This is a genomic window from Bradyrhizobium sp. MOS003 (assembly GCF_003020125.1).
Taxonomy (GTDB): Bacteria; Pseudomonadota; Alphaproteobacteria; order Rhizobiales; family Xanthobacteraceae; genus Bradyrhizobium.
The window spans coordinates 377,678-399,766 of the sequence record NZ_PYFW01000002.1 but is presented as its reverse complement, the minus strand read 5'-3'; the positions used below and the strand labels follow the sequence as shown (position 1 = coordinate 399,766).

Sequence of the window (22,089 nt, the reverse complement as noted above, 5' to 3'; positions counted from 1 at the left end):
AGTCTTCCTGTCCTAACCGCCACCTTGCCAAATTTTTGTCTATCACACAAGCGCGCGGAAGTCCCGATTCCCGATATGTCAATCAATCGCTTTCCGAAAGTTGCGCAGCCCCTGTTTTGAAGCAAACGCGCCCAGATCCGGCCCTGTGGGCGCCGAAATCCCGAATGAAGCTTCGGATCAACCCTTCGAAAGGTGCGCCACGCCACAAGAAGCGAAAGAGCGCGACGCCTTCGGGGGCCTGACAGGAGCGTGTCGACCATGAAGTTTTTCACAGGGTGTGTGGCTGCCGCCACGCTGGTGCTCGCCATCAGTGCCGGGCACGGGCAGGTTTTGGCGCAAGTTCCCGCGAACGGTATCGCGAGAGGGGCGGTGATCGCGGTGTCGGATTTTGACGGACCCTACGCGCCGCCCGAAGCCGCCCCACCAATGCCGCCGCGTTACGGACAGGGCTACGGTTACAGCTATGGCTACGACGAGCGCGGCCCGGCGCTGCTGCCATCGACCGAAGTCTATGCGGTCTTGCGCGAAAACGGCTTTTCGCCGCTCGGCATCCCGCGCCTGCGCGGCAGCGTCTACACCATCGCGGTGATCGACCGTCGCGGCGATGACGGCCGGCTGGTCATCGATGCGCGCGACGGGCGGATCATCCGTTTCATGCCGGCCGCCGACGCCTACGGCATGGCCCCCGCCGTCAAGGAGCCCGCAATCGGATCCTATGGCCCGCAAAGCGCGCTGCCGCCGCCGACCGTGATCCGCGCCGGCCCGCCTCGCCCGCCGGCCTTGATCCCGCACGTGGCCAGCCGCACCGTTCCGCTGCCGAGGGCCGCCCCGCAGCGCGGGCAGACGCCAGTCGCAGCCAAGCCGGCCGAGCCTGTGGCTCAGCAGGCCCAAGCACCGACAGCACAACCTGTGCAGCAGGCCGCTACGGCGGCGGCCAAGCCGGCCGAGGCCGCTGCGTCAACTGTCGGACAGGCCAAGCCTGCTCCGGCGATCCTGCCCACGCAGGAGATGCCTGCGGCACAGGGGCTGGATTAGATCTGAACCCAAAAAAGCGCCCGAAGATATCGAGCGCTTCTTGCAGGGCGGCGATTGATGCTCAGCTCCGCGGATATCCCGCCGCGTCCAGGATCAAATTCGCGATTTCCTTCGGATGCGATACCAGCGAGAGGTGGCCGGCATCGAGCTCGACGGTGGTCGCGTTCATGCGCTTGGCGAGGAAGCGTTCGAAATCGGGATTGATGGTGTAGTCGTTCTTCGACACCGCGTACCAGCTTGGCTTCGAATGCCACGCCGCTTCCGTGGTGCGGCCGGCGAAGATCGAGGCCGCGGTCGGCCATTGCACGGCGTAGAGCTCCTTGGCCTGCTCGGGCTTCACGCCATTGGCGAAGTATTTCAGGAAGGCATCTTCCGAGAGCTTGGTGTAACCGTCGCGCTCGACGACGCCGGCGCGCACCGGGCCGGTCGGAAATTGCTTCGACAGCGCGACGAAATCCTCGTTCGCATCGGGCGCGCGGGCGGCGACATAGACGAGGCCAGTCACTTTTGGATCGGTGCCGACCTGGCTGATCACGGTGCCGGCCCAGGAATGCGCGACCAGCACGGTCGGCCCGTCCTGCTCGGCCAGCGCGCGCTTGGTCGCCTCGACCGAGTCCGCGAGCGACGACAGCGGATTCTGCACGGCGGTGACATGCAGGCCTGCGGCCTGGAGGATCGGGATCACCTCCGACCAGCTCGACCCGTCGGCCCAGGCACCGTGCACCAGCACGACGTTTTTCGCCTTCACCGTTTGCGGCGTCTGCGCATGGGCAAAACTGATGGGGGCCGTCAGCAGGCTCGCGGCGACGAAAAGGCTGCGCCAAAGTGTCATGATCGTTCTCCGTCTTCTTCTGATGCGATGTCCAAAGGACGGAGCGCGCGGCGACGAAGTTACGCGTCCTCACCGCTCTGTGATGCGGCGCAAAATAAAAACGCCCCGGGGCACCGGGGCGTTCTCGTAACCTGGAGTGGCGTGTGCGATTAAGCGGCGACTTGCGCGGCCGAGCTCTCGATCACCTGTGCGCCTTGCGCACCGGTATTGATCGCAATCTGGCGCGGCTTCTTTGCCTCTGGAATCTCACGGACGAGGTCGACGTGAAGCAGACCGTTCTCAAGCGAGGCGTCCTTCACCTGCACGAAGTCGGCGAGCTGGAAGGCGCGCTCGAAGGCCCGCGCGGCGATGCCGCGGTAGAGCACTTCGGCCTTGCTGTTCTCGTTGGCGACTTTCTCGCCCTTGATCGTCAGCGTGTTTTCCTTCGCGACGATGGAGAGCTCGTCCTTGGCAAAGCCAGAGACCGCAACGGTGATGCGGTAGGCGTTCTCGCCGGTACGCTCGATGTTGTAGGGGGGATAACCGGGGCTGCCATCCGAACCGGCCTGGTCGAGCAGGCTGAAGAGGCGGTCGAAGCCGACGGTGGAACGATAGAACGGGGTGAGGTCGTAGCTACGCATGGTCAAGTCCTCCATTTGAGCGACTGTTGGGTAACCCGCCCGCCAATCGGGCCGGGCTTTCGTCTGTGTGCAGCCTGATGTTCCGGTTCCGAAACACTGGTAGCGGCCTGCACGAAAGTGATATGGGTGAAACGAGACGGCGTTCAAGAGGGCGGTAATGGCGCCTTTTCGGCGCTCCCGCCCCTTGATTTGCAGCCTTCTGCCCCCCAATGACGCTGGTCTCGATCCCGTCCAATCCCGTCCCCGAAGACGTCGTCAGCGGTACCATCAAGACGCCCGATGGTGCCGAGCTGCGCTTTGCGCGCTGGGCGCCGCCGGCGAACCGCAAGGGCACGGTCTGCGTCTTCACCGGCCGCAGCGAGCAGATCGAGAAATATTTCGAGACCGTGCGCGATCTGCGCGACCGCGGCTTTGCGGTGGCGATGATCGACTGGCGCGGGCAGGGTCATTCCTCCCGCCGCCTGCGCGACCCGCGTAAGGGCTATGTGCGCGATTTCTCCGATTTCGAGGTCGACGTCGAGGCCTTCGTGCAGCAGGTCGTGCTGCCCGATTGCCCGCCGCCGTTCTTCGCGCTGGCCCACTCCATGGGCGGCACGGTGATGCTGCGGGTGGCGCATGCGGGCAAGCGCTGGTTCGACCGCATGGTGTTGTCGGCGCCGATGATCGACCTGCCCGGCCGCACCACCTCGCTTCCGGTGCGTGCGCTGCTCAAGACCATGCGCCTGCTCGGGCAGGGCGGCCGTTATGTCCCCGGCGGCAGCGACCGCCTCACCGGGCTCGATCCCTTCATCAACAATCCCGTGACCAGCGATCCGGTGCGCTACGCGCGCAATGCCGCGATCCTGGAGGAGGATCCGACGCTCGGGCTGGCGTCGCCGACCGTTGCCTGGGCCGATACCGCCTTCCGCGCGATGCACACCTTCAAGCGCGTGAACTACCCCTCGCAGATCCGCCAGCCGATCCTGATGCTGGCGGCGTCCAACGACGCCGTGGTCTCGACCGCGGCGATCGAGGAGTTCGCCTATCATCTGCGCGCCGGCTCCCACCTCGTGATCGCCGGCGCCAAGCATGAGATCCTCCAGGAGCAGGACCGCTACCGCTCACAATTCTGGGCCGCCTTCGACGCCTTCGTGCCGGGCACGCCGCTGTTCAAGTGAGGGGGTGTTCTCCCTCTCCCCGCAAGCGGGGCGAGTTAGATCATCTACAACGTCTTCAGATATTCGATCAGATCGTAGCGCTCGGCATCGTCCTTGAACATGCGGCCGATCACGCCGTCGCGCTTCGGTTCGCCTTCCTTGCGCTCGAAGGAATGGCCGAGCACGCTGTTGCCCTGGATCGGGTCCTTCTCCGACCCCGCCGAGAACTGCGTTTCGCCCGTCTTGCACGTCTCATTCGCGGTCACCGCAAAGCCGACGGTCACGGGATCATAGTCGCGGCGGCCCATGCAGAATTGGGTCGGGCGCTCGCTCGCCGGCTTCAGCAACCAATACAGCGAAGGTACCGAACCGTTGTGCAGGTAAGGCGCCGTTGCCCAGATGCCGTTCAATGGCCGCGCGCGATAGCGCGGGTCGGGCGCCGGATTGAGACAATTCTTGCGCGCGAGATTCCATATTTTCGCCCGTTCGGCGTCCGGGACCTTCTCGTCGTCCATCCATTTGCGGGCGACGAGGTCGACCACCGTCATGAGGCCGAGCGCGTAGACCATCTCATTGGGCGATTTGCTCGCGGTCGGGATGTCGCACTGCCACCATGTCTGGAGGTCCGCCGTATTCACCTTCAGGAAGCCGGGCACGTCGACGATCCTGTTGCTGAGAACGAGGGATTGTTCGGGATCGGTGTTGATCTCCTTGAGGGGAATCGTGACCGCGTTCAGCACCTTGCTGTCGCCGTTCGGCTCCCAATGCTTCGATGACCAGAAGGCTGGGGTGTCCATGGCCGGAAGGTGGCACCCGGAGCACATCTCGGCGTAGATGGCGCGGCCGCGCTCGACGCGATCGGGCTTCAACCGCCATGCATCGCCGAGGATCTGCGAAGGCCATTTCGGCGCGAGCAGGCCGCCGAACTTCGGGCCGGCGGAAGGATCGGCGGGCTTGAACGGATCGGGGCCTCTCAGCATGTCCTCGATCCAGCCGAGTGTCCTGATGTTCACGGAGGACCGCCACAGCCGTTCCTCCGGATAAGCGTCGGACAGGTTGAGCAGCGCGGTCACGCCGAGCGCTTCGCCGGCGTTGCGGATCAACGGCTGCTCGATCGAGGCGTCGTATTGGGCGAATTTGAACCAGGGCACGGTCCAGATCGCGGGGTAGCTGACCGGTGCGTCCTGGGCGTGCAGGTTCTTCTCGAATCCCTTGATCCCGCTCAGCGCGAGATCCTGGGAGAAGACCTGGTTGCCGATGCGATTGAGCGCGTCGAGGCGGCCGAACCCTTCCTCCGTGTCCTGCTGCTGCCTGCCGTTCCAAGTCTTCTTGCTTTCAACCGTCTTTTGCTGGGTTTTCGCCCAGTCGATCAGGAACGTGCCGATCGCGCTGAGCTTCTGCTTGAGCGCAGCGCGGTCCGTTTTGCTGGCATCGGGGCCGAGCACGCGATCGGCAAAGCGCTGGAAACGGAACGGGACATAGAGGGTGTAGGCGATCGACAGGCCGGTCGAGAGCTCGAGCTTCTTCAGGTCGGTCATGGCCGGGCCGCCGTCGAAGCGCACGTCCACGCCCTGATAATGGATCTGGCCGGTGTGACAGGCCGCGCAGGTCAGCCCGATCTTGTCCTCCTCGCGACGCCCGGTGGCGGGATCGACGACGCCGGTCATCCGTGCGAAGCCGACCGGCAGGCCGTCGACGTTCTCCGCCGGCGTCCATCTGCTCGACCAGTCCGGCGCCTGCGTCGTCTCGTAGACATTGGCGTAACCGAAGCGGCGCAGTGTCGTGGTGTCGGTCTGGATCGATTGCGGGCTCGGGATGAAGCCGAAGCGTTCGAGATAGGCGCTCTCCTTGATCATGCCCGGCTTCGAGAACAGATGGAGGCGCGGCTGCTCCAGCGCCATGAACCATTCATAGGGCACCGGGAAGGTCGCGGTGCCCTGGCTGGCGTGATGGAACCAGTGCCGGTCCTTCAGCGACCAGTTCTGTTCGAGCCAGAAGGCGGCCTTTGTCTCCGGGACCGCGGGCAAGGGCGGCGGCAAGAGATTTACGAGAATTCCCTTCTGCGGCAGCACGGCACGAACCTGATTGGGGAATTCGGCCACCGCGACGAGGGTAACGAGGCCGATGGCGATCATCAGGGCCGCAAGCTTGAGGGCACCCCGCACCACGCGCTGGCAGGTCGACAGTATCGGTTGCGATACGAGCCGCTGGTTGATCCGCGCGGGGAGTTGCCGCTCGTTGAACAACGTGCGGACGTCGGCAACGCTGAGATAGCGATCCTCGCCTGTGCCCTTGCCGATGATCTTCAGGAGGATTGGCCATTCGAACTTCATCAGCAGCGGGTAGTACCAGCGCGCGGCACTGCCGGCGCGCTTGAGGTTGTCGCGCATGAAGATCGCGATTTCCGAGGCGTTGAGGCCCGGCTCGGAGCCGCCGTTCGGATCGGTGTACGTCCGGCCGAAACTCGCGAACCGCGCGATCTCGTCCTCGTTGACCTTGCCGTCGACGCCGAGGATGCGCGAGCCGGCACCGCGCTTGTCCAGCGGGCCGCCGCGCAGCGCATCGAGCTGTGCGCCCGAAAAGATGCTTTTGAGGATGTGACCGAGACCGTTGGCGATGAGCGCCACGCCGCGGACCTGGAGCCGGGCAGACGCCTTCTTCAGCCCGGTTTCGCCGGTCGCGTTCGCGATCGTCTCCGACAGCTTGCCGAGCGGGACAGTGCCGCCCTCGACAAAGCCCTCGCCGACGAGGCCGCGCAGAAATGGGCAGGGATTGTTCGGCGAGACCTGGATCGAGGGGTCGAGCGGCGGCTTCGAAGCGGGGTCATGCATGGCCCAAAATCCTGAAAACAGCGAATCGTGAAATGAGGCGCCGATCAAGCGCGGAAAGTCCTAACAAACCGACAGCTGCTTATACTACTTCAGCGTGTGGCGAAGTGTGGCCCAATTCACTGTCCCGTCAACAAGAGCAGGCAGGTCTGGCCAAAGACCTGAGGAAATGGCTGCGGGGGGCCCGCGGCCTGCCCGTCAGGACTCGGCGGCGCGTTTGACGTCGCTCTGAATCAGGGTCAGCTTGGCGAGCGGCACGCCGGCCTTCAGCAGCCCTTCGCGATAGTGGGCGAGATCCTCGGGCCGTTTCCAGTGGAAGTTGCGCAAGTGACGATCGACATTGAGGGTTGGGTAGTTGCCCATCAGCACTTCGGTCGCCTCGCTCGCCTCGGCGGTCCGCCCCAATTGTGCCAGGGCCGCGGCGCGGATCGCCAGCGCCTGCATGTGGTTCGGGTTGATGTAGAGCTGCTCGCGCGCCCATGACAGCGTCGCGTCATATTGGCGCAACAGATAATGACTGAAGGCGTTCAGCGCCGCCCATTGGTAACGCGGGTCGCTGTTGTCGCGCTGCGCGGCCATCGAGAACAGCTCGATCGCCTCCCGGTGCTCGCCGATGACGAAATGGCAGATGCCGAGCACGCCGCGCGCTCCCATGTCGTAGGGATTGAGCGCGACTGCGCGCTTGGCCGCGTCCATCCCCGCCTCGTAATGCCCCTCCATGGCATGTGCCCAGGACAGGATCGAGAACGTAAAGGACGAGCGCGGATCGAGCCGGACGCTGGTCTCAGCGAGGTTCATCGCCTCGGCCCACATCTCGCGCGTGCCCTTGACCCAGCCGAACTGGATGCTCTGGATCTGGATCGTGGCGAGATAGGCGTGCGCGATCGACAGTTTGGGATCGACCCTGATGGCTTCCCGGAACAGGTCGACGGCGGCAGTCAGGTCCTCCTTGGTCTGCCGGTAGTAATGCGACAGTCCCTTGAGGAAGCGATCCCAGGCGGTGACGTCCGTCGAGAGCCGCGCGGGCGCCGAGGCTTCCGCCCGGACGATCTCGGTGGCGATGGCGGCGGACAGATTGGTCGTGATCTCGTCCTGCATCGCGAAGAAGTCGCCGATGTCGCGGTCGTAGCGGCCGGTCCAGAGCTGCTCACCGGTCTCCGGCGCGATCAGCTCGGCGGTGACGCGGATCTTGGCTCCGGCGCGCCGCACCGAACCCTGGACCAGATAAGTGGCGTCGATCTCGCGTGCGATCAGGCGGGTGCTGGTGTTCGTGCCCTTGAAGGCGAAGGTCGAGTTGCGGCTCAGCACGCGATAGAAGGATTGCAGCGACAGCGCGTGGATCAGATCCTCGGTGAGGCCGTCGGAGAAATACTCGTCCTGGGCATCGCTGAGATTGGCGAAGGGCAGCACGCCGACGATCGCGGTGCGGTACTGTTGCGAGAGGGCGGACGCCTCCCGAAACTCGGGCGCCAGCGCCGGCGCACCCTCGGCTGTCCAGGTCCATACCCCGACCGGATCCTTGATGTTCTTGAAGCGATGATTGCCGGCATCGACCAGCGGCACGGTGAGATGCTTGCTCGCCTCCTTGTAGGCCTTGGCCGAGATCGCAAAGCCGCCGGGGCTCGCCACCGATTCCAGGCGGACGGCAATGTTGACATCGTCACCGAACACTTCGTCCTCGTCCGCGATGACGTCGCCCATGTGGATGCCGAGGCGAAACTGCATGGTGCGGTCGGCCGGCAGATGGCGGTTACGCTCCGCCATCAGCGTCTGCATCGCGATGGCGGCCTCGGTGGCGCCGACGATCGAGGGAAACTCCAGCAGGAAGCCGTCGCCGGTGTTCTTCACGACGCGGCCGCCATGATTGAGGATGATGGGATGGATCGCGCTGCGATGGGCCTTGAAGGCAGCATGGGTGCCGGCCTCGTCGCTGCCCATCATGCGCGAATAGCCGGCGACATCGGCGCAGACGATGGCAGCCAGACGTCTTTCCATAGTCCGGAGCTCCAAGGGAAGGCAAACCGACCCCAGCGTGGTGGTCGCCTCGAATCCCGCATTTCCAAGAACCAGCCTTTATAAAGCAGATGCGGCCGAGCGGAAGTATGATCCGCCTTGCAAATTCGAGGTAAATCCTCCGCAATCCCGATGGTGGACGGGGAGGGGTGAACCGACTAAGCGGAACTGACCGTCCGGGCGGCGGCAGAGGCACCTCGCATGCTGGGCATTCACGAAATCTGGCTCTTCATCCTGTCTGGCGTGCTGCTCAACATCACGCCAGGGCCTGATTCCGTCTACGTCATCGGCCGCAGCATGCAGATGGGCTGGCGGGGCGGAGCCGCGGCCGCATTCGGCATCAGTTGTGGCTGTTTTGTCCATGTCGCGGCCGCTGCGATCGGCCTTTCGGCCCTGCTGATGGCCTCGTCGACCGCCTTCTCGATCCTGAAGCTGGTCGGCGCGGCCTATCTCGTGGTCACCGGGCTTCAGATGCTGTGGTCACGCCCGGTGCTGGCGGCGGCGCTCGACGAGCCGGTGCGGAGCTCGCTGCGGCGGATCTTCCTCCAGGGGGTCTTCACCAACGCGCTCAATCCCAAGGTCGCGCTGTTCTTCCTGGCCTTCCTGCCGCAATTCGTCGCAGCCGATTCCCCGCACAAGCCGCTCGCCTTCCTGGCGCTCGGCCTGATCTTCATCTTTACAGGGACGCTGTGGTGCCTGGTGCTGGCCGCGTTCGCGGCCAAAGCCGCCCACCGCCTGCGCGAGTCCGAAGGCGCGATCGCCTGGGTCAACCGCGGCTTGGGCTGCCTCTTCATCTATCTCGGCATCCGCGTCGCCATGATGGAGACGCGGTAGGCTCATTCGAACGAATGATGGGAGCTGGGGTCGTGTAAGTCGCCCTGCAAACGCTCTACGCAAACTCCTTCGCCAGCGCGCTGCCGGCGAGATAGAGACCGAGCAGGATCATCGCGATCAGGAACCAGCGGCGGAATGCTTCGGCCGGCATTCGTGCGCGAACCGATTGGCCGATGAACATGCCGGCAAAGGCCATGGCCATGCCGACGGCGCCGGGCACGGCATTGGCCGGCGTCAGCAATCCGCTGGCGGTGAGGTTGAAGGCGAGCGCCAGCGTCGCTGTCGTGAAGAACACGCCGAGCGCCTGCACCAGTTCGTCCTTCTCCATGCCGATCGCCTGCATGAACGGCATCGAGGGGATGACCTGCACGCCTGTCGAGGCCGAGATCACGCCGGTGACGACACCGACCACGCCGCCGACCCATTTCTCGTTCCTGGGCGCGACGTGGAACTGGAGTTTGTTCAACCCGATGATGGCGTAGATCACCAGCAGGACGCCGAGCACGATCGTGCCGTAACGGGCATGCGGGCCGGTCAGGGCGCCGGCATTGAGCCAGCAGCCGATCACGGTGCCGATCATCAGCGGCCACAGCCGCCTCAGGATGTCACGCAGATAAGGGCCGACGAAGGTCTGCCAGATGTTGGTGACGATGGCGGGCACGATGACGATGGCGATCGCCCGGCTGGGGGTCATGCTCACCGCGAGCAGGCCCATGGACACCGTCGGCAGGCCGAGGCCGACCACGCCCTTAACGAATCCGGCGACGAGGAAGACGGCGGCGATAATAATGAGAAGCGGGTCGATCATCGCCGCACATTGACCGAAGCCGCGTCGGCGCACAATCTGGAGGTTACGGAGTAAGCCTTCGTTTGAGACGAAGTCTGCGGAGACCTGCCATGCGTTTCGACCTCGTCGACCTCCAGCTCTTCATCGCGGTTGCCGACCAGCGCAGCATCACCCGCGGCGCGGAGCGGTCGCACCTGGCGCTGGCTTCGGCCAGCGCGCGCATCAAGGGGCTGGAGGACGCGCTTGGCGTCGCACTGCTCAAGCGCGGACGGCGCGGCGTCGAACTGACCGCGGCCGGGGAGAGCCTGCTCGACCATGCGCGGCTCGTGATTCATCAGATCGACGCCATGCGCGGCGATCTCGCCGGCTTTGCCTCGGGCGTGCGCGCCAGCGTGCACTTCCTCGCCAACACCTCGGGCCTGTCGGAGCATCTGCCGAAGGCGCTGGCCGGCTTCCTGCGCGAGCATCGCGATGTCGCAGTCGACATCGAGGAGCGCGAGAGCACCGACATCGCTGCCGCAATCACGGCCGGAGCCGCCGATCTCGGCTTCGCCGCCGAGCACGCACTGCCCGACCACATCGAGCGCTTCCTGTTCAGCGAGGATCGCCTGGCGCTGGTGACGTCGAAACGCGGCCCGTTCGCCGGCCGCCGCCAGATCGATTTCCAGGAAGCGGGGAGTTGCGACTTCGTCGGCCTGACCAGTGCCACCGCGCTCCAGATGCATATTTCGAAGCACGCGGCGAGGCTCGGCATGCGCCCGCATTTCCGCGCGCGCTTGCGCGATTTCGACGCTATCTGCCAGATGGTCGCCGCCGATGTCGGCGTTGCCCTCGTTCCCGAAGCCGCCGCCCGCCGCTGCGCGAAGCTGATGCCGCTCGCCATCGTCCGCCTGCGCGATGCCTTCGCCAACCGCCGCCTCGTGATCTGCGCACGCAGCTTCAAGGCGCTGCCGCGGCCGGCCAAAATGCTGGTTGAGCATTTGAGGGCGGAGGCGGTGTGAGGGTGAGGATCGCGTATCTCACCGCCTCCAGGGGAGGGTAAGAGAGGGCGCTACTTCGCCGTCTCGACGCCCGCGTCCTTGATCACCTTGGCCCACTTCTTCGTCTCGTCCGCGATGAATGCGCGAAAATGCTCCGGCTCGTCGCCGACCAGCGTCGCGCCTTGCGCTGCGAGCTTCTCCTTCACCGCCGGATCCGCCATGGCCTTGGTGGCGAGAGCATGCAGCGCGGTGACGATCTCGTTCGGCGTGCCCTTCGGCGCGACCATGCCGTACCAGTTCTCGACGCGCAGATCGGGAAAGCCGGCTTCCGAGAGAGTCGGCACATCGGGTGCCGTCGGCGCGCGCGCGGCCGAGCCAATCGCGATCGGCCGCAAGGCGCCGGCCTTGACCTGCGGCAGCAGTACCGGGAGATCGAGGAACGTCATCTGCACCTGCTGGCCGAGCAGATCGTTCACCGCGGGAGCAGCGCCGCGATAGGGCACGTGCACGATGTCGATCCTGGCCGTCAGCTTGAACAATTCGCCGGCCAGATGCGGCAGGCTGCCGGGGCCGGAGGAGGCGAAGTTGAGCTTTCCGGGCTGCGCCTTGGCCAGCGCAATCAGCTCGCCGATGTCCTTCGCCGGCAAATTGGTGGCGACCACGAGCATTTCCGGCACGGTCGCGACCAGCGTCACCGACGTGAGATCGCTCAAGGTGTCGTAGGCACTTTCTCCACGCTCGGGCTGATCGCAAGCGCGCCGGCGCTGGAAATCGCGATGGTGTAACCGTCGGGGGCGGCCTTGGCGACGGCGTCGGTGCCGAGCACGCCGCCCTGGCCGCCGCGATTGTCGATCAGCACCGGCTGGCCTGACAGCTCCGACATGCGCTGGCCGATCACACGCGCGATGATGTCGTTGGGCCCGCCGGCCGGGAACGGCACGATCAGCTTGATCGGCTTGCTGGGAAAATTCTGCGCGGATGCCAGCGTCGGAAGCAGAAGAAGGAATGCGAGGAGGAGCGTGCGGCGACTTTTCATGCAGGCTCCCCGCTCATTAGCCGTTGAGCAGCTTCAGTGCTTCTTCGTGAACCCTGGCGTCGCCGGCCGCGACGATGCGGCCGCCGCCCTGGGCCGGCTGGCCTTCCCAAGTGGTGACGACGCCGCCGGCGCCGGTCACGATCGGGATCAGCGCCGCGATATCGTAAGGCTTGAGCTCGGTCTCGACCACGAGGTCGACATGGCCTGCCGCCAGCATGCAATAGGAATAGCAGTCGCCGCCATAGCGCGACAGGCGCGCGCCCTGCTCGATGCGGCTGAAAATGGCGCGATCGCGCTCGTTCATCAGCAGCGGGCTGGTGGTGTAGGTCGTGGCCTCCGAAAGCGAGGCGCAGCGGCGGACCTGGAGCCGGCGCTCGCCGGACGGGCCATTGTAAATGGCCGAACCATTGTCGCCCGAGAAACGCTCGCCGATGAAGGGCTGGTGCATCATGCCGTACACCGGCACACCTTTGTGCAGCAGTGCGATCAGCGTCCCCCAGATCGGAAAGCCGCCGATGAAAGATTTGGTGCCGTCGATGGGGTCGAGCACCCAGACATAGTCGGCGTCTTCGCGCTCGTTGCCGAATTCCTCGCCGACGATGCCGTGCTGGGGAAAGTTGGCCTTGATCAGCCGCCGCATCACCGCCTCCGCGGCGCGATCGGCCTCGGTGACCGGATCGAATTCCCGGGTCTTGCTCTTGTCGTCGATCGACAGCGAGGTGCGGAAGAACGGCAGGATGGTTTCGCCGGAGGCGGTGGCGAGCCGTCCGATGAAGGCGGAGAAGTCGATCACCGTCACAGGCCGAATCCTCAAAGCGAAAGTGGAATGAAGCTTCCTATTGCCTAGCTCAATTCGCAGCCCGCGTGCAGCGCTGTCTTGAATTTGCACCCTGGTATTTTGGATGCCGAAGCTCGCTGCCCCATCGAAGTCATCTGCTGGCCAAATATCGATCACAGAGTTGAAAACTTAGTTCCGACTATGCCTTGTTCGTATGCAAATGATTATCAACCCATTGAATTTCCTGATCAAAGAAACTGAATCTGGGTTTCCGTGGGAGCAATTGAGCCATGTGCTTATTGCATGGGAAACGGCTCAAAAGCCCTTGCACTTTGTGCGGCGCGGTCGCATATTGTTGCGGTGCGGTAGCGCTTTGCGTTACCGCTGCCCTCCTTGGGCGTTTCCTCCCTAGACTTGGGCCGCTTCTTCATAAGAAGCGGCCCTTTTTTCTTGGCGCAGGTTTTCTATTTTTTCCGGCAGTGTTTTCGTTTCGAAGTGCGCCGCGAAAGCGGAGCGAAGGCGCGTTCGTGCCGGTCGAACACAACACGAGCTGACGAAGAAAAGCCGGCCGACTATTCCGCCGCGGCCTGGAACGGGCCGAGGTCGCCGAACGGAATCGTGGTCGCCAGCACGTCGGCGAGAACGCCGAAGTCGGACGCCACTTGCGCAAAGCGCGCACCCCGCTCGCGCCGCCGCTCATCCATGTAGATCGCGCGGTTGAGCTCGAGTTGCACCGCGTGCAGGCCGCTCGCGGGATTGCCGTAATGCTCGGTGATAAAGCCGCCGGCATAGGGCTTGTTGCGGCCGATCGAATAGCCGAGCCCGGTCATGGTCTCCTCGACCCGGTCGGGCAGCAGCGGGGTGCAGCTCGTGCCGTAGCGGTCGCCGATCACGATGTCAGGCCGGCGCGGCTCGTCCCTGCTCACGCCGACCGAAGGCATCGAATGGCAGTCGACCAGCACCACGGTGCCGAAAATCTGGTGCACCTTGTTGATCAGCCGGCGCAGCGCGCGGTGGTAGGGCTTGTACAGCGTCTCGATCCGCCCCAGCGCATCGTCGACCAGAAGGCGCTCGCGGTAGATCTCCTGGCCATCGCCGACCACGCGCGGAATGGTGCCGAGGCCGCCGGCGACCCGCATCGAGCGGGTATTGGCAAAGCTCGGCAGCCGTCCGCTGAACATGCGGGGATCGAGCTCATAGGGCTCGCGGTTGACGTCGACATAGGAGCGGGGAAAGTTGACCCGCACGGTCGGAAAGCCGCGCTCGCTGAGATGGCCGATCAGCTCGTCCATGAAGGAATCTTCGGACCGCCGCAGCGTCGGCAGGTCGATCCTGGACGCCGCGAGGAATTCGTCCGGATAGGTCGAGCCGGAATGGGGCGAGTTGAAGATGACGGGCGCGCGCCATTGCGCGGGCTCAAAGATCTCGAAGGCTGGCGACATCTCGCCGTCAAACCGGGTCATCTTCTCAGGCTTCGTCCCTTCGCGCCGGGATCTGGCAGTGTCCAGACCGCATCGATTCGGCCGATCGAGCGGCTCTTATGTGTCGTCATTGTCGGGAATCGCAACCATTCTGCCAAGCGAAAAGATGTGATGGTCATTGGAACACGTCTTAACCGTTTGGGCAGGGAGGCGGGGATGGGCCGGCGTGGCTAGATTGCTTCGAGCGGTTTTCCGGTTCACAAGAGTCTGGCAGCGCGGCCGGCTCAGGGTAAAGATTTTCACCCCAAATTTACCCACTGTCGGGCTTAGTGATCTCTGCTGATATCCTCTGGGGATGCGACGATTCCTGCCATGCCAAAGATCCTGCTCGCCGAAGACGACAACGACATGCGCCGTTTCCTGGTCAAGGCGCTGGAAAACGCCGGTTTTCAGGTCTCGTCCCATGACAACGGCATGGCCGCCTATCAACGGCTGCGGGAAGAGCCGTTCGAGATGCTGCTCACCGACATCGTGATGCCGGAGATGGACGGGATCGAGCTTGCCCGCCGGGCCTCGGAACTCGATCCTGACATCAAGATCATGTTCATCACCGGCTTCGCCGCGGTCGCCCTGAACTCGGATTCGGACGCCCCCAAGAACGCCAAGGTGCTGTCCAAGCCCGTGCATCTGCGCGAATTGGTCAGCGAAGTGAACAAGATGCTGGCCGCCTAAATCGGCCTTGTTCCGTCCTTGCACAGGGTCCCCTCGTCCGTTATAGGGACCCCACCCGACGCAAGTGGACTATTAGGGCGCGTAGCTCAGCGGGAGAGCACTACCTTGACATGGTAGGGGTCACAGGTTCGATCCCTGTCGCGCCCACCACGCTTCGCCTACGGCTTCGCGTGGCACAGCCCAACTAATGGCGGCGAAGCGTGTCCGGCGTAGATCGCAGAGCGAAGACGGATTGGTGCGTCTTAGTCCTTACAATCGAATAAGTTGAGCCAGCCCCATAGGGGGCGCAGGCGGGCTGCCGCCGCGAGCTACGGCTCGGCAAGCCACGATCCAATCCTCTCAAGCGTGTCAGGCGCAGCTCGAAGGTCGAAACCCTCACCTGTCCTTGCCTTTGAGTAGCACGCCCTTCAATCCGGTCGGATAGAGGCACGGTCCACCCTCGGCGTCGAGATCGGCGAGGTCGAACCAGCGCGCGATGATCTCTTCACCATTGTCCTCGCGGAAGTCGATGCGGTCCTGGCCGGCGAACGCACCATCCGGGAATGCGATCTCCACGATGAACATCACCTCGTGGCCGGTCGCGCCTTCGTGCACGAAGATGTTCTCCATCACCAGCGGCTCGCTCGTGATGCTGACGTCGATTCCGAGCTCCTCGTCGAACTCCCGGATGAGAGCCGCCTGCCAGCTCTCGCCGAACTCGATTTCGCCGCCGAGCGGGCGCACGCCCTTGATCCGGCCCGTATCGTCGCGCACCTCGGCTGCGAGCAGCCGCCCGTCGCGCCAGTGCAGGCCGATCGCGACGACACGGATGTGGGGATGCGGGCGCCATGTGGTCATGGAGGATCGTTATAGCGCACGCCACCGCCGTGCAATGCGCAGTCTTGATCAGCGACTCCCCGCCTGCCACTGTCCGGCCGTCCACCATCGCAAAGAGCAAAGAAGACAGGTGACCGAGATGAGCAGCGTGAACAAGCCCGGCGGAAACTATTTGCCGGTCATCATCCATGGCGGACTCGCGTATGTCAGCGGCCAGCTGCCACGTCGCGGCGAAGAGCTGCTGTACGTGGGCAAGGTCGGAGCAGGCGTCGATGTCGCGTCCGCGCAAGAAGCTGCTGCGCTCTGTGCCGATCTCTGCATTTCCGCCATCAACCATTCAACAGGCGGCGAGGACAGGATCGTCCAGGTCCTGCAACTCGTTGGTTACGTTGCTTCAGCGCCCGGATTCACCCAGCAGTCGCAGGTCATGAACGGTGCCTCCGATCGGCTGATCGAATGCCTCGGCGAGCGCGGTCGTCACACGCGCACGTCCGTCGGCGTCGCCGAGTTGCCGCGGGACGCTCCGGTCGAGCTGAGCATGATCGCCGCCGTTCGGTCGTAGCAGGCGCTTTACGTCACGAGATATCTGGTGACCGCCGCCTCGTCCCACGCAATCCCGTTGCCGGGCTCCTCGTTCGGCAGCGCAAAGCCGTCCTTGATCGTCAGCCGCGTCGACAGCACCGCGTCGGCCCAATCGACATATTCCAGCCAATGCGCCGTCGGCGTCACGCAAAGCAGATGCGCACTGACTTCCGAGAACAGATGCGTCGACATCTCGATGCCGGCGGCATGGGCGAGCGCGGCGGCGCGCATCCAGCCGGTGACGCCGCCGATGCGCTGCACGTCGGGCATCACGTAATCGCAGGCTTCAGCGGAGAGCGCTGTCTGCATCGAGAACGCGCTGTCGAAATTCTCGCCGATCTGGACGGGCGTGCGCAGCGCATCCGCGATGCGGGCGTTGCCGGCGTAGTCGTCGTGGCGGATCGGTTCCTCGATCCAGGTGAGGCCCTCGTCGTCGAGCATCTCGCCCCGGCGGATCGCCTCGCTGACCGTCAGCGCCTGGTTGTAGTCGCACATCAGCGTCACATGATCGCCGACGGCCTTGCGCACGGCGCGGACGACGGCGAGGTCCTCGCGCGCATCGGACCGGCCGACGCGGATCTTGGCGGCCTGGAATCCTTCGGCCAGCAGCTTCTGCGCCTCCTCGACCGCGGCCCCCGCCGGCATGATGCCGAGACCCTTCGAATTGTACGCCCTGACGGGCTTCGGCGCGCCGCCGAGCAGCCGGGCCAGCGGCAGGCCCTTGGCGCATGCCAGCGCGTCCCAGGCGGCCATGTCGATGCCGGATTGCGCCAGCCGCTGCAGGCCGGCGAGGCCGAGCAGGGTGAAGCGCTGGGTCAGCTTGCGTTCGATCTCGAACGGCAGCAGCTCGTCGCCGGCGAGCAGCTCTGACATTTCCGTGACCATCGCCGTCAGCGGTTTCAACGCCGACGGCGTGATCGAGAACAGATAGGCGTGCCCGACCGCGCCCTGGTCGGTTTCGCAGTCGATCAGTACCAGCGGCGCCCTGGCGACTGAGCCCGTCGAGGTCTGCAGCGGCAGGTTCATCGGCACGATCACGGGCCGGGCGTTGAAGCGCTTGATGCGGATGGTCTCGGTCATGGGTTTCTCCCGGCGGGGCGGATGCAGGTCGGCCCCGATCTTAAGCATCCGTGATCAAACGAAAAGCCGTCTCGCCCGACCACCATAGAATGGGGTTGCGCCGGCCGTCGTTTATTGGCTCTGTGCCGCCGCATTCCTTGTCGCATATTCCGCGCGATGTGCGACAAATCGCTCACAACGGAGCCGCAGAGTGAAACGAGAGATCTCCGAAGAACAGCGCAAGAGCGGCCTGCTCACGGGCATCGTGATCGCATTCCTCCTGCTCGCTTTGCCGCTCGCGGTGTGGCTGGACCTGGCCGAGCTGAGCAAGACGGCGCTGCGGCGGCAGGCGGTCGATCTCAATTCGGTCATCACCAGCGTGCGCAGCTATTACGCCTCCAACGTGGTCGGGCGCGTGCTGGCCAACCCCGATGGCACCACCAAGGTCGTGCACAATTACGAATCCGTCCCCGGTGCGATCCCGATCCCGGCGACGCTGTCGCTGGAACTCGGACGGGTGATCGGCGCGCAGCAGGAGAACATCACCTATCGCTTCGTCTCCGATTTCCCGTTCCAGAACCGCGCTCCGCACCAGCTCGACAAGTTCGAGAAGGATGCGCTCGATGCGCTGCGGAAAGATCCCGAGCAGAAGATCGTGGAGACCGAGACCTCGCTGTTCAACGACAAGGTCCGCCTCGTCGCCCCCGTCACGATGGGCCCGGCCTGCGTGAGCTGTCACAACAGCCATCCTGAGAGCCCGAAAAAGGACTGGAAGGTCGGCGACGTCAGAGGCATCCAGGAGGTGATCATCGCGCAGCCGATCGCCGCCAACATCTTCTCGTTCAAGTTCCTGCTGGCCTATTTCCTGATCGCGGCGGGCAGCGGCCTGTCGTTCCTTTCGCTCCAGCGTCGTCAGGCGAGCCGCATCAAGGGCATGAACAAGGAGCTCGAATCCGCCAACGACTTCCTGGCGTCGCTGTCGATGAAGATCTCGCGCTACATCCCGCCCCAGGTCTACAAGAGCATCTTCTCCGGCCAGAAGGACGTCACCATCCACACCGAGCGCAAGAAACTCACCATTTTCTTCTCCGACATCCAGAATTTCACGGCGACCGCCGAGCGGCTGCAGCCGGAGCAATTGACCCAGCTCCTCAACGAATATTTCACCGAGATGTCCGCGATCGCCCATGAATTCGGCGGCACCGTCGACAAATTCATCGGCGATGCCATGCTGATTTTCTTCGGCGATCCCGAGACCAGGGGCGATCGCGCCGATGCGCAGGCCTGCCTGCAGATGGCCTGGCGCATGCAGCAGCGTCTCGGCGAGCTCAACGCGAAATGGCGGGCGTCCGGCATCGAGCAGCCGTTCCGCTCGCGCATGGGCATCAATTCCGGCTATTGCAATGTCGGCAATTTCGGCAGCAGCGACCGCATGGACTACACCATCATCGGTGCGGAGGCGAACCTCGCCGCGCGCCTGCAATCGATCGCCGAACCCGGCGGCATCGTGCTGAGCTACGAGACCTTCGCGCTGGTCAGCGACATCGTCCGCGCCCACGCGCTGCCCGCGATCACCATGAAGGGCATCAGCCGCGAGGTGATTCCCTATTCCGTCGACGCGCTGAACGACGCGGCGGCCGAGCGCAGCGGCGTGATCACCGAACGCGCGCCGGGCCTCGAGCTTTATCTCGATCCGGCCGTGGTGAAATCCGGCGATGCGGCCCGCGTGCGCTCGCTGCTGGAGAACGCGCTGGCTGCGCTGAAGCCGGCGTGAGGACTTTCTTCCCCTCTTCCGGAGGTGCAGAGGGTTGGCTCAACAAAGGTTGGAATACCAGGCGCAGCGCCGATAACAGTGTCGCTACGGCAGCCCTTTCGCAGCTGATGCACCAGCAGCAATGTCGGCTCGGCGAGGCTGTCCCAGCTGCGGAGGATACGCTAAATTTCATCAATAAACTGTCCGAGATCGGTATGATCGATTTCGACAGCTGATGCGGGAACAAGCTGCCAGTTTTGGGCCTTCCCCCAGCGAGGGCTTACATCCTTTGCCTTATCGCAGCATTTGCTAGAACGATGATAAATTGCGACAAACCGGATCCAAGTTCGTGTTGCTTGAAGGGCTTACCATTGACTGTAATATGTAGCGATTGGTTGTCGTGCGAAGGGTCGATAGCAAGGCTGTCGAATTCAAATATTCGTTTTACGTCATCAATTAGCCGCTGAATTCCGATGCTAGTTCTTTTGTTCGGTCCCGTCTTGAGCTCACGAAATTGGGCAACAAACGCATCCCCAATCTGAATATCGAAATAGTCCGTTCTTGCTCCGACGTTGATGATATTTCGGAAGGGGCCAACATATAGAGTCCTCAGCTTGCCGAAGCAGCCGATCATATGCCATCGCCACGCGCGAAAGCAGGCAATCTAGCGCAGTTACCCTACAGTTTCGGCTAACGATCCTCGGAGGCCGCCGCCGCTACGGCAGCCCCCGCGCCTCCAGCTGCTTCACCAGCAGCATGGTCGGCTCGGCAAGACTGTCGCCGGAGCCGTCGAGGCCGAAGGCGCTCGCGATGCCGTCGCGGCTGCGCAGCAGCGACGCGCGCGGACAGTGGCCGGCGCCGCAGAGGGTCTTCTTCAGGGTCTCGCCCTGCGCCACGACACCGGCGGAATCGTCCGCGGCCCAGGCCAGCACGATCGGCACATCGACATTGAGGATGCCGGGAAAGACCGAGCGGGTGTTGTACTTACTGGCGTCGACGCCGAGATAGGCCTTCTCGCTGTCGCTGGCGTCCTTGCCGGCGCGGTAGATGCCGGACACCAGCACGACGGCAGCGACATCGGCGCGGTCGGCCTGGAGCTCGGGATGCGCCAGCAGGGTTGCGACGTGGAACGCGCCGGCGCCGTAGCCGATCGCGACGATCTCGCGGGCATCGCCGTTGAACAGGTCGATATTGCCGTGAACCCAGGACAGCGCTGCGGCCACGTCGGTTGCTCCCATCGGCCAGGTCGCGCCGGGAGCCAGGCGATAATTGACGCGCACCCCGATCATCTCGTTGCGGGCGGCAAAGCACATGACCTGGTCCTGGATCTGGCGCGACAGCTCGGGCGCGGCGCGGTCGCCGGTGAAGGTGTCGCCGGCCACGAACACCAGCACCGGCCGCGGCGTATCCGCCTTGGTCGTACTGGTGGCGACGTCGAGCACGTTGGCCTCGCTCTCGCCGTAGCGCAGGCCTCGGGAGAAGGTGACCTGCTCGCACAGCCGCGCGGTACCGCCAGCCGTGGTGTCGGAATCGGTCAGGCCTGTCCGAACGAGGTTGGAGGGCGCCGTCAACCGCGCCGGCACAGGGCCATGTGCGGAGGCGGTCGTGAGGGTCAGAAACAGGAAAAAAGCGAGGTAATTCTTCATTTCGATGCCGGCCTTGCGCCCCTCATATTGGTTCGCAGGTTTGGCCTGTCTTTTCAATTCGCCTTATTCGTTCGCCTTGAGGCGATTTCGCGGCGCCTTTGGTTCGTCCGCCGAACTTCGCTTCAAGCCAAACCAAGCCAAGCTCAGTTTCCCGGCTGGAACGTGCAGTCCGCTCCGCTGCCGTCCTTGCGCCTGATCGCGTTGGGATCAATCGTGCAGCTCAGCCGGGTCAGGCTCTCGAAGTTCGATCCCGCGGCTCCGTCCGGCGGGATGCCGGCCAACGCCTCGGTGGCGAAGATCTCGTTGGCGGTGGAGCCGTTCACGGTCCTCGTTTTCTTGCCGAAGGTCACTTCGCAATTGCGAACGGTGATATCGACATTGCCGGTACGGCAGACGATCCTGTCAGCGGTGACTACGATCGCCTTTTTGTAGGGAACGTTGCTGCCACCGGCGAACAGCATAGCAACCGCCTTCTTCTCGGCGCCCGACAGATCCGGTGACAGCGGCGCGATCACGCCCGCGAGCGCCAGCGCCGTCGCGCCCGAGACTTTTGCCGGCGTGGCGCCGGAGGCCCCGGCGATGCCGGACAGGCTCGCAAGAGCGAGGGTGCAGCTGAAGATAAATCGACCGGACCGCATGCTTGTCTCCATGGACCGGAAATCTCAGGCCGCCTTCTTGCGCTTGGCCACCCTTTTGGTTGTCTTCTTGGTCGTCTTGGCCTTCTTTGCCGCCTTCTGGGCGGCGAGATAGGCCCCGACCTTCTTTGCGGAATGGCCGGCAGCAGTGACGGCGGCCTTCAGCTTGGCCGGAGTGATCTTGAATTTCTTCGACCAGTAGCGGACCTCATAGGCCTCGCTCAGCGCGATCCGGCTCTTGTCGGAGGCTCGGTGCTTCTGAAGCTTGATATACGCCTCGACTTTTTTGGCGGAACGGCCGACCTTCTTGACGGCGTATTTCAGCTTGGCCGGGGTCACCTTGAACTTCTTCGACCAGTAGGCGACTTCATATTTTTCTGTGAGCGCAATCAGCGCCCGATCGGTCCCGCCGCGCTTTGCCCGGTTGTCGGCCATGCTTCCCTCCTGCCGTGGAATGCGTGCCAATCTAGCATGCAACCGGATTCGGAAGGCAAGACGGCAAGCCTGCGAGATTGCGCGAGGCGGCGGTTTTGCACCGATGTGTCAAAACCTTGCGCGGCGTGGCC

The 22,089-nt window shown here is 64.1% G+C and carries 19 protein-coding genes, 1 tRNA gene and 1 pseudogene; 8 read left to right on the top strand and 13 right to left on the bottom strand.

From position 1 onward, the window contains the following. The first annotated feature begins 258 nt into the window (after window positions 1–258). Window positions 259–1,035, top strand: coding sequence for a hypothetical protein (locus C7G42_RS12350; protein ID WP_106949245.1), 777 nt, complete (start codon window positions 259–261; stop codon window positions 1,033–1,035). Window positions 1,036–1,096: 61 nt separating this feature from the next. Here the strand turns inward: C7G42_RS12350 and C7G42_RS12345 are convergent, their stop codons facing one another. Both C7G42_RS12345 and C7G42_RS12340 read right to left on the bottom strand, forming a co-directional pair. Next, window positions 1,097–1,867 carry an alpha/beta fold hydrolase gene (locus tag C7G42_RS12345; protein ID WP_106949244.1) on the bottom strand — a complete coding sequence of 257 codons (771 nt, stop codon included), beginning with the start codon at window positions 1,865–1,867 and terminating at the stop codon, window positions 1,097–1,099. A 149-nt stretch (window positions 1,868–2,016) separates the two neighbouring features. After that, window positions 2,017–2,487 carry an Hsp20 family protein gene (locus tag C7G42_RS12340; RefSeq protein WP_199580860.1) on the bottom strand — a complete coding sequence of 157 codons (471 nt, stop codon included), beginning with the start codon at window positions 2,485–2,487 and terminating at the stop codon, window positions 2,017–2,019. 209 nt (window positions 2,488–2,696) lie between these two features. Here C7G42_RS12340 and C7G42_RS12335 point away from each other — a divergent pair, with 209 nt between their 5' ends. Further along, window positions 2,697–3,644, top strand: coding sequence for an alpha/beta fold hydrolase (locus C7G42_RS12335; protein WP_106949242.1), 948 nt, complete (start codon window positions 2,697–2,699; stop codon window positions 3,642–3,644). A 44-nt stretch (window positions 3,645–3,688) separates the two neighbouring features. On the opposite strand, the gene C7G42_RS12330 is transcribed toward C7G42_RS12335, so the two are convergent. Next, window positions 3,689–6,454, bottom strand: a complete 2,766-nt coding sequence (locus C7G42_RS12330; RefSeq protein ID WP_106949241.1) for a c-type cytochrome — start codon at window positions 6,452–6,454, stop codon at window positions 3,689–3,691. Window positions 6,455–6,649: 195 nt separating this feature from the next. Next, a complete protein-coding gene (locus tag C7G42_RS12325; RefSeq protein ID WP_106949240.1) occupies window positions 6,650–8,446 on the bottom strand; it encodes an adenylate/guanylate cyclase domain-containing protein in 1,797 nt (598 codons plus the stop codon). Window positions 8,447–8,665: 219 nt separating this feature from the next. Here C7G42_RS12325 and C7G42_RS12320 point away from each other — a divergent pair, with 219 nt between their 5' ends. Beyond that, window positions 8,666–9,298: a LysE family translocator gene (locus C7G42_RS12320; protein WP_106949239.1), complete on the top strand. Its 633-nt coding sequence runs from the start codon at window positions 8,666–8,668 to the stop codon at window positions 9,296–9,298. Between the two features lie 55 nt (window positions 9,299–9,353). Here C7G42_RS12320 and C7G42_RS12315 read toward each other — a convergent pair whose 3' ends face one another. Then, the gene (locus tag C7G42_RS12315) at window positions 9,354–10,106 is read right to left on the bottom strand and encodes a sulfite exporter TauE/SafE family protein (RefSeq protein WP_106949238.1); all 753 of its coding nucleotides are present in this window, start codon (window positions 10,104–10,106) and stop codon (window positions 9,354–9,356) included. A gap of 89 nt (window positions 10,107–10,195) precedes the next feature. On the opposite strand from C7G42_RS12315, the gene C7G42_RS12310 reads away from it, so the two are divergent. Continuing rightward, window positions 10,196–11,086, top strand: coding sequence for a LysR substrate-binding domain-containing protein (locus tag C7G42_RS12310; protein ID WP_106949237.1), 891 nt, complete (start codon window positions 10,196–10,198; stop codon window positions 11,084–11,086). A 50-nt stretch (window positions 11,087–11,136) separates the two neighbouring features. Here C7G42_RS12310 and C7G42_RS12305 read toward each other — a convergent pair. The 3 genes and pseudogenes from C7G42_RS12305 to C7G42_RS12295 form a co-directional block, all read right to left on the bottom strand. Further along, window positions 11,137–12,101: pseudogene (locus C7G42_RS12305) on the bottom strand (Bug family tripartite tricarboxylate transporter substrate binding protein). Window positions 12,102–12,117: 16 nt separating this feature from the next. After that, window positions 12,118–12,900, bottom strand: a complete 783-nt coding sequence (gene hisN / locus C7G42_RS12300) for a histidinol-phosphatase (RefSeq protein ID WP_106949236.1) — start codon at window positions 12,898–12,900, stop codon at window positions 12,118–12,120. Between the two features lie 551 nt (window positions 12,901–13,451). Next, entirely contained in the window at window positions 13,452–14,342 is an 891-nt protein-coding gene (locus C7G42_RS12295) for an N-formylglutamate amidohydrolase (protein WP_106949235.1), read from the bottom strand. A 330-nt stretch (window positions 14,343–14,672) separates the two neighbouring features. Here C7G42_RS12295 and cpdR point away from each other — a divergent pair, with 330 nt between their 5' ends. Continuing rightward, a complete protein-coding gene (gene cpdR, locus C7G42_RS12285; protein ID WP_007597092.1) occupies window positions 14,673–15,032 on the top strand; it encodes a cell cycle two-component system response regulator CpdR in 360 nt (119 codons plus the stop codon). A 75-nt stretch (window positions 15,033–15,107) separates the two neighbouring features. After that, a tRNA-Val gene (locus C7G42_RS12280) sits at window positions 15,108–15,182 on the top strand. Window positions 15,183–15,407: 225 nt separating this feature from the next. Here the strand turns inward: C7G42_RS12280 and C7G42_RS12275 are convergent. Then, window positions 15,408–15,869, bottom strand: a complete 462-nt coding sequence (locus tag C7G42_RS12275; RefSeq protein WP_106949233.1) for an NUDIX hydrolase — start codon at window positions 15,867–15,869, stop codon at window positions 15,408–15,410. Window positions 15,870–15,987: 118 nt separating this feature from the next. On the opposite strand from C7G42_RS12275, the gene C7G42_RS12270 reads away from it, so the two are divergent. Beyond that, complete coding sequence (locus C7G42_RS12270; protein ID WP_106949705.1) at window positions 15,988–16,410, top strand: RidA family protein; 423 nt, start codon at window positions 15,988–15,990, stop codon at window positions 16,408–16,410. 8 nt (window positions 16,411–16,418) lie between these two features. Here C7G42_RS12270 and C7G42_RS12265 read toward each other — a convergent pair whose 3' ends face one another. Next, window positions 16,419–17,510 carry an enolase C-terminal domain-like protein gene (locus tag C7G42_RS12265; protein ID WP_106949704.1) on the bottom strand — a complete coding sequence of 364 codons (1,092 nt, stop codon included), beginning with the start codon at window positions 17,508–17,510 and terminating at the stop codon, window positions 16,419–16,421. 190 nt (window positions 17,511–17,700) lie between these two features. Here C7G42_RS12265 and C7G42_RS12260 point away from each other — a divergent pair, with 190 nt between their 5' ends. Then, complete coding sequence (locus C7G42_RS12260) at window positions 17,701–19,263, top strand: adenylate/guanylate cyclase domain-containing protein (protein ID WP_106949232.1); 1,563 nt, start codon at window positions 17,701–17,703, stop codon at window positions 19,261–19,263. A gap of 695 nt (window positions 19,264–19,958) precedes the next feature. On the opposite strand, the gene C7G42_RS12250 is transcribed toward C7G42_RS12260, so the two are convergent. The 3 genes from C7G42_RS12250 to C7G42_RS12240 form a co-directional block, all read right to left on the bottom strand. Beyond that, window positions 19,959–20,888, bottom strand: a complete 930-nt coding sequence (locus C7G42_RS12250; RefSeq protein WP_106949703.1) for an alpha/beta hydrolase — start codon at window positions 20,886–20,888, stop codon at window positions 19,959–19,961. Window positions 20,889–21,031: 143 nt separating this feature from the next. Continuing rightward, window positions 21,032–21,526 carry a hypothetical protein gene (locus C7G42_RS12245; RefSeq protein WP_106949702.1) on the bottom strand — a complete coding sequence of 165 codons (495 nt, stop codon included), beginning with the start codon at window positions 21,524–21,526 and terminating at the stop codon, window positions 21,032–21,034. Between the two features lie 24 nt (window positions 21,527–21,550). After that, the gene (locus tag C7G42_RS12240; protein ID WP_106949230.1) at window positions 21,551–21,958 is read right to left on the bottom strand and encodes a DUF3606 domain-containing protein; all 408 of its coding nucleotides are present in this window, start codon (window positions 21,956–21,958) and stop codon (window positions 21,551–21,553) included. Between the last annotated feature and the right edge of the window lie 131 nt (window positions 21,959–22,089).

Bases quoted from the DNA above. Each gene is read 5' to 3' on its own strand.
- C7G42_RS12270 (WP_106949705.1), top strand. From the start codon at position 15,988: ATGAGCAGCGTGAACAAGCCCGGCGGAAACTATTTGCCGGTCATCATC.
- C7G42_RS12320 (WP_106949239.1), top strand. From the start codon at position 8,666: ATGCTGGGCATTCACGAAATCTGGCTCTTCATCCTGTCTGGCGTGCTG.
- cpdR (WP_007597092.1), top strand. From the start codon at position 14,673: ATGCCAAAGATCCTGCTCGCCGAAGACGACAACGACATGCGCCGTTTC.
- C7G42_RS12275 (WP_106949233.1), bottom strand. From the start codon at position 15,869: ATGACCACATGGCGCCCGCATCCCCACATCCGTGTCGTCGCGATCGGC.
- C7G42_RS12335 (WP_106949242.1), top strand. From the start codon at position 2,697: ATGACGCTGGTCTCGATCCCGTCCAATCCCGTCCCCGAAGACGTCGTC.
- C7G42_RS12315 (WP_106949238.1), bottom strand. From the start codon at position 10,106: ATGATCGACCCGCTTCTCATTATTATCGCCGCCGTCTTCCTCGTCGCC.
- C7G42_RS12250 (WP_106949703.1), bottom strand. From the start codon at position 20,888: ATGAAGAATTACCTCGCTTTTTTCCTGTTTCTGACCCTCACGACCGCC.
- C7G42_RS12265 (WP_106949704.1), bottom strand. From the start codon at position 17,510: ATGACCGAGACCATCCGCATCAAGCGCTTCAACGCCCGGCCCGTGATC.
- C7G42_RS12240 (WP_106949230.1), bottom strand. From the start codon at position 21,958: ATGGCCGACAACCGGGCAAAGCGCGGCGGGACCGATCGGGCGCTGATT.
- C7G42_RS12345 (WP_106949244.1), bottom strand. From the start codon at position 1,867: ATGACACTTTGGCGCAGCCTTTTCGTCGCCGCGAGCCTGCTGACGGCC.
- C7G42_RS12330 (WP_106949241.1), bottom strand. From the start codon at position 6,454: ATGCATGACCCCGCTTCGAAGCCGCCGCTCGACCCCTCGATCCAGGTC.
- C7G42_RS12340 (WP_199580860.1), bottom strand. From the start codon at position 2,487: ATGCGTAGCTACGACCTCACCCCGTTCTATCGTTCCACCGTCGGCTTC.
- C7G42_RS12310 (WP_106949237.1), top strand. From the start codon at position 10,196: ATGCGTTTCGACCTCGTCGACCTCCAGCTCTTCATCGCGGTTGCCGAC.
- C7G42_RS12350 (WP_106949245.1), top strand. From the start codon at position 259: ATGAAGTTTTTCACAGGGTGTGTGGCTGCCGCCACGCTGGTGCTCGCC.
- C7G42_RS12245 (WP_106949702.1), bottom strand. From the start codon at position 21,526: ATGCGGTCCGGTCGATTTATCTTCAGCTGCACCCTCGCTCTTGCGAGC.
- C7G42_RS12295 (WP_106949235.1), bottom strand. From the start codon at position 14,342: ATGACCCGGTTTGACGGCGAGATGTCGCCAGCCTTCGAGATCTTTGAG.
- C7G42_RS12325 (WP_106949240.1), bottom strand. From the start codon at position 8,446: ATGGAAAGACGTCTGGCTGCCATCGTCTGCGCCGATGTCGCCGGCTAT.